The organism is Methanocrinis sp., assembly GCF_049974945.1.
Taxonomy (GTDB): Archaea; Halobacteriota; Methanosarcinia; order Methanotrichales; family Methanotrichaceae; genus Methanocrinis.
In genome coordinates this window covers 1-7085 of record NZ_JBNGCU010000085.1, presented here as the reverse complement: position 1 = coordinate 7085, position 7085 = coordinate 1, and the positions used below count along the sequence as shown (strand labels likewise).

The following is a 7085-nucleotide window of genomic DNA, read 5'->3' as shown; positions in this document are numbered from 1 at the left end:
CCCAAAACCACGGGATCAGAAACACCGGCCAGGCCTCCGAATCAAAGATCAGGAGCCTTCTGGAATGGGCGAGCTCCGAGAACGTCCGATCGGCGGTGGTGATGGAGGAGGAGGGCGCCAGGACCTTCGAGGGCTTGGTGAAAGTGGTGATGGCCGTTCCCAAGAGCCTGGACGTCAGAGATTTCGACAGAGAGATCCTGGCCCGGTCCCTCGCGGCCCTGGAGGCGGACCCGAGGCTCCTCGTAGCCCACTTCATCGGTATCGATCGGATCGCGCATCGTGGCGGAGGGATAGACAAGATAAGAGAGGCCGCATATGCCATCGACGGACATCTTGGAGGGCTGGCCGCAGCAACTCCCAGAAGAACGATGATGATCGTCTGTGGGGACCACCCCCTTCATGCAGGGGTGCTCAAAGGCGTTTTCGACTCGAAAGAGGTGGCACTGATCCTCTGGAGGGCTGACGAGCAGCCTCTTTGAGGAGACGGGATCCTCGGGACTCTGCTGAAGGGCTTTTTCGCCGTCGGAATCTCTGATTTCAGGCGCGCGACAGGTTTAAATGGCTCCTCACCAGTCTGCGAGGCATACATGTACGAAGACTTATCCGAAATATACCAGACCGCTCTGGAGGATGAGCGGAAGCGCAGGTATATGAAAGAGATCGGCGACTGGCTGGTGGAGGAGTACTTCGAACCCTATCAAGCATCTTGATAGCAGGCATCTTGATATCATGGAATTGATGGGAATCTGTAGCATATGCGGGAGGACGGGCAAGCTCTTCACCTGTCGGCTCTGTGGGAGGCTCGTCTGCGCGCGATGTTTTGACCCCGCCACCGGGACCTGCCGAGAGTGCAGTGGCGGTCGGAGGCTCGACAAGGTATCAGATGAACCCTTCACCAATGACCTTCGGGGCGCTTGACCTGGGCGCTTCGCAAGATCCTATTTTCGCTTCGCGGATCGCGGCGATTGTACATTCTGCCGGCCGAGAGGGCTTTTCCAGTGATGTATAAAAGATGCCGCACTTTGATCATTTTTATTTCGCATATGATCATGAATTGGCTTATAATCGAATTATTTAATTCACAAACCAATTTCGAACCTTGTGAACATGATTAAATCGACTATTTGGGTTTTAATCTTAAATTCAACCCAATATATCAGCTTTAATCTGGCTACTACAACTCCCTACACTCAGAAAAGTTTATATACCAATATAACACTATGGATGATTGCAGAAGCAAATTCGCGTCCTGTCTGATCACATAGCAATGGAGGGGGGATCTTCGCTTTGAAGGGGGCGAATGGTTCGCCATTGGTAGGGGAAGTGAAGGGGAGACTGTGACCGCGGGTTTCACTCTGCCTTTGGAGCGACTTCGGGACCTTTCCGGAGGCTCCAACCTCACAGTTGTAAGTAACAGGTAAGGGAGATAGCGCAATGGAAGGGGGTGGGCGGATCGAGATGGAGGTCCAAGACTGCTCTAATATCTCGATTCGCCCTTTCATCACTCGTCACGATTAACATAATTGAATGAAGGGTTGAAATGAAGGGGGTGGGCGGATCAGGAGTCATGCGCCACTTATTCCTGGTTCGCCATTAACTATTCCCTCAATCTGTCTGTTGGGCTTTTCCATCTCCAGGTTCATCCTATCAGCAAGGGTCCCCAGGGTAGAGGGTGAGTTCGGTGAAGGTCAAGATCGAGATCGAAGACGACGGCATGAAGTCGACGCACGTATTCGAGGGTGCAATAGCTCGAGAGAAGATCATCGATTTCTTGGCCGCAGCTGGCGTCTTCTCAGGGAGGACAGAGGAGATGGTCAAAAAGGCTGCCTCGCCAAAGCCTGAAGAGAACAGGACCCTGAGAGACCGGCTGGAGATCTTCGTGAGGGAGGAGTTCCCAGAATCCTGGTTCTCCTCAAACGAGCTGAAGGATCGGTACGAGGCCGCATCCGACGACATAAAGCTCAGCACCGTATCCACCTACCTTTCGCGAATGTACTACGACGGCGTCCTCGAACGTCGCGGCAACAGAAACCAGAGGCAGTACCGCCTGGTGACCGAGGAGTTCACCTCTGAGGTCAAGTATCCGGGCACCATATTCAAAGAGGCCTCATGGAAGGCAGAGAGCGGCTGGTAGTGAGTGATAAAAGGCCTATCCTCTCTTCCCTATTCTATCATCCTTTTTAATTTAAGCCAGATATGAATCGCGCTCCGGATCGCCTCAAGGCCCGCGCCGCACTGGCCTGCGCCCGCTCTTCTCCGCTTCATCCAAGATGGCGGGGTCTCTTTCCAGGAGCCTCTTGACCTCCTCCGGCGCCCTGTTGAGGGGGCAGGAGAAGTTGATGCACCTCGGACAGAAATGGTGGGTCAGGATGTAGGCGAACTGGAGGGCGGCCATCGCCGTCGCCAGATTGACGCCGACCATCCCCAGGAGGGCAAACCCACCCCCCCAGGCGAAGAAAAGCCAAGTCCCGTAAGCCTGGATCAGAGACGGAAAGGAGAGCATAAAGATGGAGAAGAGGATCACGATCACTTTTTCGAAGGTATTGAGAGGCCTGGGATCATAAGCGACGAGCTTGGGGAAGGGGTTTGGGCCTATGCAGCGGAGCCGCGACCCCTCCCGGGCGTAATGAGGACAGTGGCGGCAGAGGGCCGCCATCTCGACGGGCCCTAGAAACGCGACTCCAGCCAGAGAGTAAGCTAAAATGGGCCACCAGATTCCGGTCGCAAGCCCCACCATCCCCATCCCGAAGAAGGAGAGGAGAAGGAAGGGGACCTGGTTTAATACGAAGAACCACCGCTCTTCTCGACCGACCGGGCAGATCACCTCTCGGGACGGCTCAAAGCTGGAGTCGTCCTCCCGGCTGCAGATCTTGGGATCGCCGTCTACCGTCCATCAACCCCCCGAAAGATCGAAGAGGGGAATTTCGGGCAGAAGAAGCTCAGAGAAAAGAGAAATTGGGATAGAGAGAAGTTCGGCTCGGCCCATGAAGCCGGGCCGATCGAAGGCGGTCGGCTGAAGGCCGGCCGCCGATACGCCTATCCCTCCCCCTCGATCCAGTACTCGACCTTCTCGGGATTGTCCGAGATCCATTTGGAAGCGGCCTCCTCTTCCGGCATTCCGTTCTCCATGTTCATCATCACCGAGGATATATCCTCCTGGGTCCAATGGAACCTCTCAGCGATGGCGTAAACTCCGGGTTTCTCTTCCTCCAGACCGATACGGGCGAGGGTGGTGGCGTTATCTCCGGTCCCGTAGGCCTTCATGGGGTCGGCCAGGTACTTCAGGTCCCAGCGGTTGAAGGCCCAGTGGGGCGACCAGAGGGTGACCACGATCCAGTCGCCGTCGCCGATGGCCCTCTTTAGGGCCGACGCCATCCCGGCGCCGGAGCTGGCCTCAAGTACGTAGTCGAGATCGTACATCTCGATGGCGTCCTCGGTATTCTGCATTATGCCAGCTCCGGGATCGATCCCGACGATCTCGCCGCCGAACTCGTCTCTGAACCCGTTCAGCTCCTCGATGGAGTCGATGGTGACGTAGGCGGGCACCACGAGGCCGACCCTACAACCTTCGAGGTTAGATCCGACGTAATCGATCTCGTCCTTGTAGATCTCCCAGTAGTTCTTCTGGGTCTCGGGAAGCCATGCCGATACCGTCAGGTCGAACTCGCCGTTGGCAAGCCCCTGGTAGAGGGGTCCCGCATCCACGGCCATGATCTCGACCTCGTATCCCGCCCTCTCGTAGACCTGCTTGAGAACGTTGGTGCTGGCGATCTCGCCGTCCCAGAGGACGTATCCGATGGATACCTCGCCCTTCGTCGGCTCGAGGGTGTCACCCTCTTCGGTGCATCCGGAGACGAAGACCGCCACCAAAGCGACCAATCCAACAACTAAAAGCTTTTTTAATTTGATAGTTTCCATGTTATCACTTCCAAAATGCCCTTTTTCCATTTTTGGCCAAATTTTAGAGGGAAATTGCCCTCATTCTGAGGTTTTGTTCCGTTCATATAAACCCCTTTTGGGCGGCCCTCTTTATCCTCTGGTCAGGCTCCGGGTGATACGGTCCAGCACCATGGCGATTATCACGATGGCGAGCCCCGCCTCAAATCCAGTTCCGATGTCCACCCTCTGAATCCCGACCAGAACCTGATAACCAAGCCCTCGGGCTCCGATCATGGCGGCGATGACGACCATCGATAAGGAGAGCATTATGCACTGGTTGACCCCGGCCATGATCGTCGGCATGGCGAGGGGGAGCTGGACCTTCAGGAGCTTCTGTCTCGGGGTCGACCCGAAGGCCTCCGCCACCTCTACCAGGTCTCTTGGAACCTGCCGGATACCCAGATTGGTCAGCCTGATGGTCGGAGGCATGGCGAAGACGACCGTGGCTATGATACCGGGAACGTTCCCCAGGCCGAAGAATATCACCGCCGGGATCAGGTAGACGAAGGAGGGCATCGTCTGCATCAGGTCCAGAATCGGCGTGATCATGTCGTTTGCGCCGTCGCTCCTCGAGCACAGGATCCCCACCGGTATCCCTATCACCAGGGCGACGAGGGTGGAGGAGATCACCAGTGCCAGGGTCTCCATCGAGAGGCTCCAAAGCTGCATGCTCTCGATCAGAAGGAGGCTGATGAGGGTGCCCGCGGCCAGCTTCAGGCTTCGTCTGCTCACCGCCCAGACGAAGGCAGCGATGACCAGAGCCATGGCCAGGGGCGGAAGAAAGAGGAGGAGGTCCTTGAGCCCCCCAACGAGGGCGCCGAGGATGTAGCTCAAGAGGTCGAGGAGGCCTCCGAAGTGGGAATCCACCAAGTCGACGGCGATCTCCACCCCGTCACCGATGGGGACTCTAGGCAACGCCATTCTCAGCCACCCCCGGGGTCAGGGCGTCCAGAAGCGCTACGTGCCCGATCATCCCCACCAAGATCTTATGGTCGTCGACCACGGGGAGAGGATGAGGGCTTCCCGCCACCAGGGATATAAGCTCCGTCACCGGAGTCTCGGGGGAGACTGCGGGGGCGTCGAGTACGAGGACGTCCTCGATCCTCTCGCCCATATCGGCGGCCCCTCTCGCCCCCTCCTCTCTGATAACCCCCAAAAACTCCTCCTTTCTGCTGGTCACGAAGGCGAAGCTCTTCTTCCGCTTTCTCATCCGCTTGAGGGCCGCCTCGGGGGTCGAGTCGGCGAATATGACAGGATCGGCCCGTTTCATCACCCCCTCTGCGGTCAGGACCTTGGCCATGTTGACCCCGGCGACGAACTTGGCGACGTACTCGTCGGCGGGGCTGGTCAGGATCTCCTCGCCCGTCCCGATCTGGATTATGGCGCCGTCCTTCATGAGGGCTATCCGATCGCCTATGTGGAGTGCCTCGTCCAGGTCGTGAGAGACGAAGATGATCGTCTTGTTAACCTTGTCCTGGAGGTCGAGGAGCTCGTCTTGCATCTCCCGCCGTATCAGGGGGTCGAGGGCGCTGAAGGCCTCGTCCATGAGGAGGATGTCGGGATCGCTGGCAAGCCCCCTGGCAAGCCCCACCCTCTGCTGCATCCCGCCGCTGAGCTGGGGGGGGTAGCTCTCCTCGTGCCCCTCAAGCCCCACCAGCCTCAAGACTTCTGCCGCCTTCGCCAGCCGCTCTCCCTCGGAGACGCCCCTCACCTCCAGGCCGTAGGCGACGTTCTCGATTATAGTCCGATGGGGCAAGAGGGCGAAGTTCTGGAAGACCATCCCGAGCTTCGTCCTCCGGACCTCCCGCAGCTGCTGGGAGGTCATCTCCAAGACGTTCTCGCCGTCGATGACGACCTCTCCTGCAGAGGGCTCAAAGAGCCGGTTGATGCACCGGAGGAGGGTGGACTTGCCGCTCCCCGAGAGGCCCATGAGGACGAAGATCTCGCCCTCAGCGACTTCGAAGCTGGCGTTGTAGACGCCGACGATCTGACCAGTTCTCTCGAAAATTTCGTCTTTGGTAAGTCCCTCTTCCAGGTGGCGTAAGGCCTCACCAGGCCGCTCCCCGAAGATCATTGATAAATTTCTAACACTAACTTTGATGCTTTCACCTTCAGAAATCATTCGAAGCCCCTTTTTAAAATTCGGTACATAATCGGTATTATTATCGTTTCAATCTATTTTAAGCATTTCTATGTAGTTCAATTATTTTTATATTTTAAAAATTTGATTTAAAATAGGATATTAACTCGTATATAATAATATAAACTCAAGTCATTATATTTATCAATAATAATATAGAAGTTGGTGAACCGGCAGACACCCTCTTCAGTCTGCCACACCACCTCCCTCCAGGGGATAGACCCCATTCTCGTCGTGGACCTCCTTGCCGTGGAGGGGCGGGTTGAAGACGCAGGCGAGCTTGAGGGGGGTCTTGGCCCGGAGAAGGTGGCGGTCGTGCTGGTCCAAGACGTAGATGGTGCCCGGAGCGATCTTGTAGATCTTGCCGCCATTTCCGACGTTATCGAGTACGGCCTTGCCATCGCCCTCCATTCCATCGCCATCGAGGACCTCCACCTCTCCCTCGCCCTCGATGCAGTAGACCGATTCGAGGTGGTTTTTGTACCAGATGTGAGTCTCGGTCCCCGGATAGATGGTGGTTATGTGAAAGGAGAAGCCCATCCCGTCCCCCTTCAGGAGGAGCCGGGTGCTCTCCCAGTTCTCGGCCACCACCCGCCGGTCGGTACTCTCAGCCTCCGAGAGGTCTCTCACGATCATGCAAGAACCTCCATCTCGAGCTTATCCTTCTCCTTTACAGCAGTCCCATCAGGGATCTCTGATAGAGCCTCGATCACCGACTCCTCCAGGATGGCGAGCCCCCGCTTCAGCTCGTCGTCTCTGATGGTGAGGGGGATGAGGCACTTGAGAACCTGATCCAGAGATCCGGAGGTCTCCATGATCAGCCCCCTCTCGAAGGCGAGGGCCGATATCCGGGCGGCTAGATCGCCGCTGGTACAGTCGAGGGCCTGCATCATCCCTCTGCCCCGGGCGGAGAGGACGCCCTTCTCGTCCAGGTCGACGAGCCTCTCCAGGCTCTCTCGGACGATCTCGCCCTTCCTCTTCACATCTCTCGAGAAGGAGTCGTCTC

The 7085-nt window shown here is 57.0% G+C and carries 10 protein-coding genes; 4 read left to right on the top strand and 6 right to left on the bottom strand.

Annotated elements, in window-relative coordinates; genetic code table 11:
• The 4 genes from ACP5EL_RS08305 to ACP5EL_RS08290 all read left to right on the top strand — a co-directional run.
• On the top strand, window positions 1–479 hold a 479-nt coding region (locus ACP5EL_RS08305; protein ID WP_428402045.1), incomplete at its 5' end, for an alkaline phosphatase family protein.
• Window positions 480–587: 108 nt separating this feature from the next.
• Window positions 588–710 carry a hypothetical protein gene (locus tag ACP5EL_RS08300; protein ID WP_428402044.1) on the top strand — a complete coding sequence of 41 codons (123 nt, stop codon included), beginning with the start codon at window positions 588–590 and terminating at the stop codon, window positions 708–710.
• A 28-nt stretch (window positions 711–738) separates the two neighbouring features.
• Window positions 739–918 (top strand): orotate phosphoribosyltransferase, encoded by a 180-nt coding sequence (locus ACP5EL_RS08295; protein WP_428402043.1) that lies wholly within the window; start codon window positions 739–741, stop codon window positions 916–918.
• 763 nt (window positions 919–1681) lie between these two features.
• Entirely contained in the window at window positions 1682–2134 is a 453-nt protein-coding gene (locus tag ACP5EL_RS08290; RefSeq protein ID WP_428402042.1) for a hypothetical protein, read from the top strand.
• A gap of 84 nt (window positions 2135–2218) precedes the next feature.
• Here ACP5EL_RS08290 and ACP5EL_RS08285 read toward each other — a convergent pair whose 3' ends face one another.
• The 6 genes from ACP5EL_RS08285 to ACP5EL_RS08260 form a co-directional block, all read right to left on the bottom strand.
• Complete coding sequence (locus tag ACP5EL_RS08285; protein WP_428402041.1) at window positions 2219–2824, bottom strand: hypothetical protein; 606 nt, start codon at window positions 2822–2824, stop codon at window positions 2219–2221.
• Window positions 2825–3036: 212 nt separating this feature from the next.
• A complete protein-coding gene (locus tag ACP5EL_RS08280) occupies window positions 3037–3918 on the bottom strand; it encodes a glycine betaine ABC transporter substrate-binding protein (RefSeq protein WP_428402040.1) in 882 nt (293 codons plus the stop codon).
• A 111-nt stretch (window positions 3919–4029) separates the two neighbouring features.
• On the bottom strand, window positions 4030–4860 hold the full coding sequence (locus tag ACP5EL_RS08275) for an ABC transporter permease (protein ID WP_428402039.1): 831 nt from the start codon (window positions 4858–4860) through the stop codon (window positions 4030–4032).
• Window positions 4847–6013, bottom strand: coding sequence for a quaternary amine ABC transporter ATP-binding protein (locus tag ACP5EL_RS08270; protein ID WP_428402038.1), 1167 nt, complete (start codon window positions 6011–6013; stop codon window positions 4847–4849). Before ACP5EL_RS08270 ends, ACP5EL_RS08275 begins: the two co-directional genes overlap by 14 nt.
• 252 nt (window positions 6014–6265) lie before the next feature.
• Entirely contained in the window at window positions 6266–6715 is a 450-nt protein-coding gene (locus tag ACP5EL_RS08265) for an ectoine synthase (RefSeq protein WP_428402037.1), read from the bottom strand.
• On the bottom strand, window positions 6712–7085 hold a 374-nt coding region (locus ACP5EL_RS08260; RefSeq protein WP_428402036.1), incomplete at its 5' end, for an aminotransferase class III-fold pyridoxal phosphate-dependent enzyme. The genes ACP5EL_RS08260 and ACP5EL_RS08265, both read right to left, overlap by 4 nt.

Bases quoted from the DNA above. Each gene is read 5' to 3' on its own strand.
- ACP5EL_RS08300 (WP_428402044.1), top strand. From the start codon at position 588: ATGTACGAAGACTTATCCGAAATATACCAGACCGCTCTGGAGGATGAG.
- ACP5EL_RS08295 (WP_428402043.1), top strand. From the start codon at position 739: ATGGGAATCTGTAGCATATGCGGGAGGACGGGCAAGCTCTTCACCTGT.
- ACP5EL_RS08280 (WP_428402040.1), bottom strand. From the start codon at position 3,918: ATGGAAACTATCAAATTAAAAAAGCTTTTAGTTGTTGGATTGGTCGCT.
- ACP5EL_RS08275 (WP_428402039.1), bottom strand. From the start codon at position 4,860: ATGGCGTTGCCTAGAGTCCCCATCGGTGACGGGGTGGAGATCGCCGTC.
- ACP5EL_RS08270 (WP_428402038.1), bottom strand. From the start codon at position 6,013: ATGATCTTCGGGGAGCGGCCTGGTGAGGCCTTACGCCACCTGGAAGAG.
- ACP5EL_RS08265 (WP_428402037.1), bottom strand. From the start codon at position 6,715: ATGATCGTGAGAGACCTCTCGGAGGCTGAGAGTACCGACCGGCGGGTG.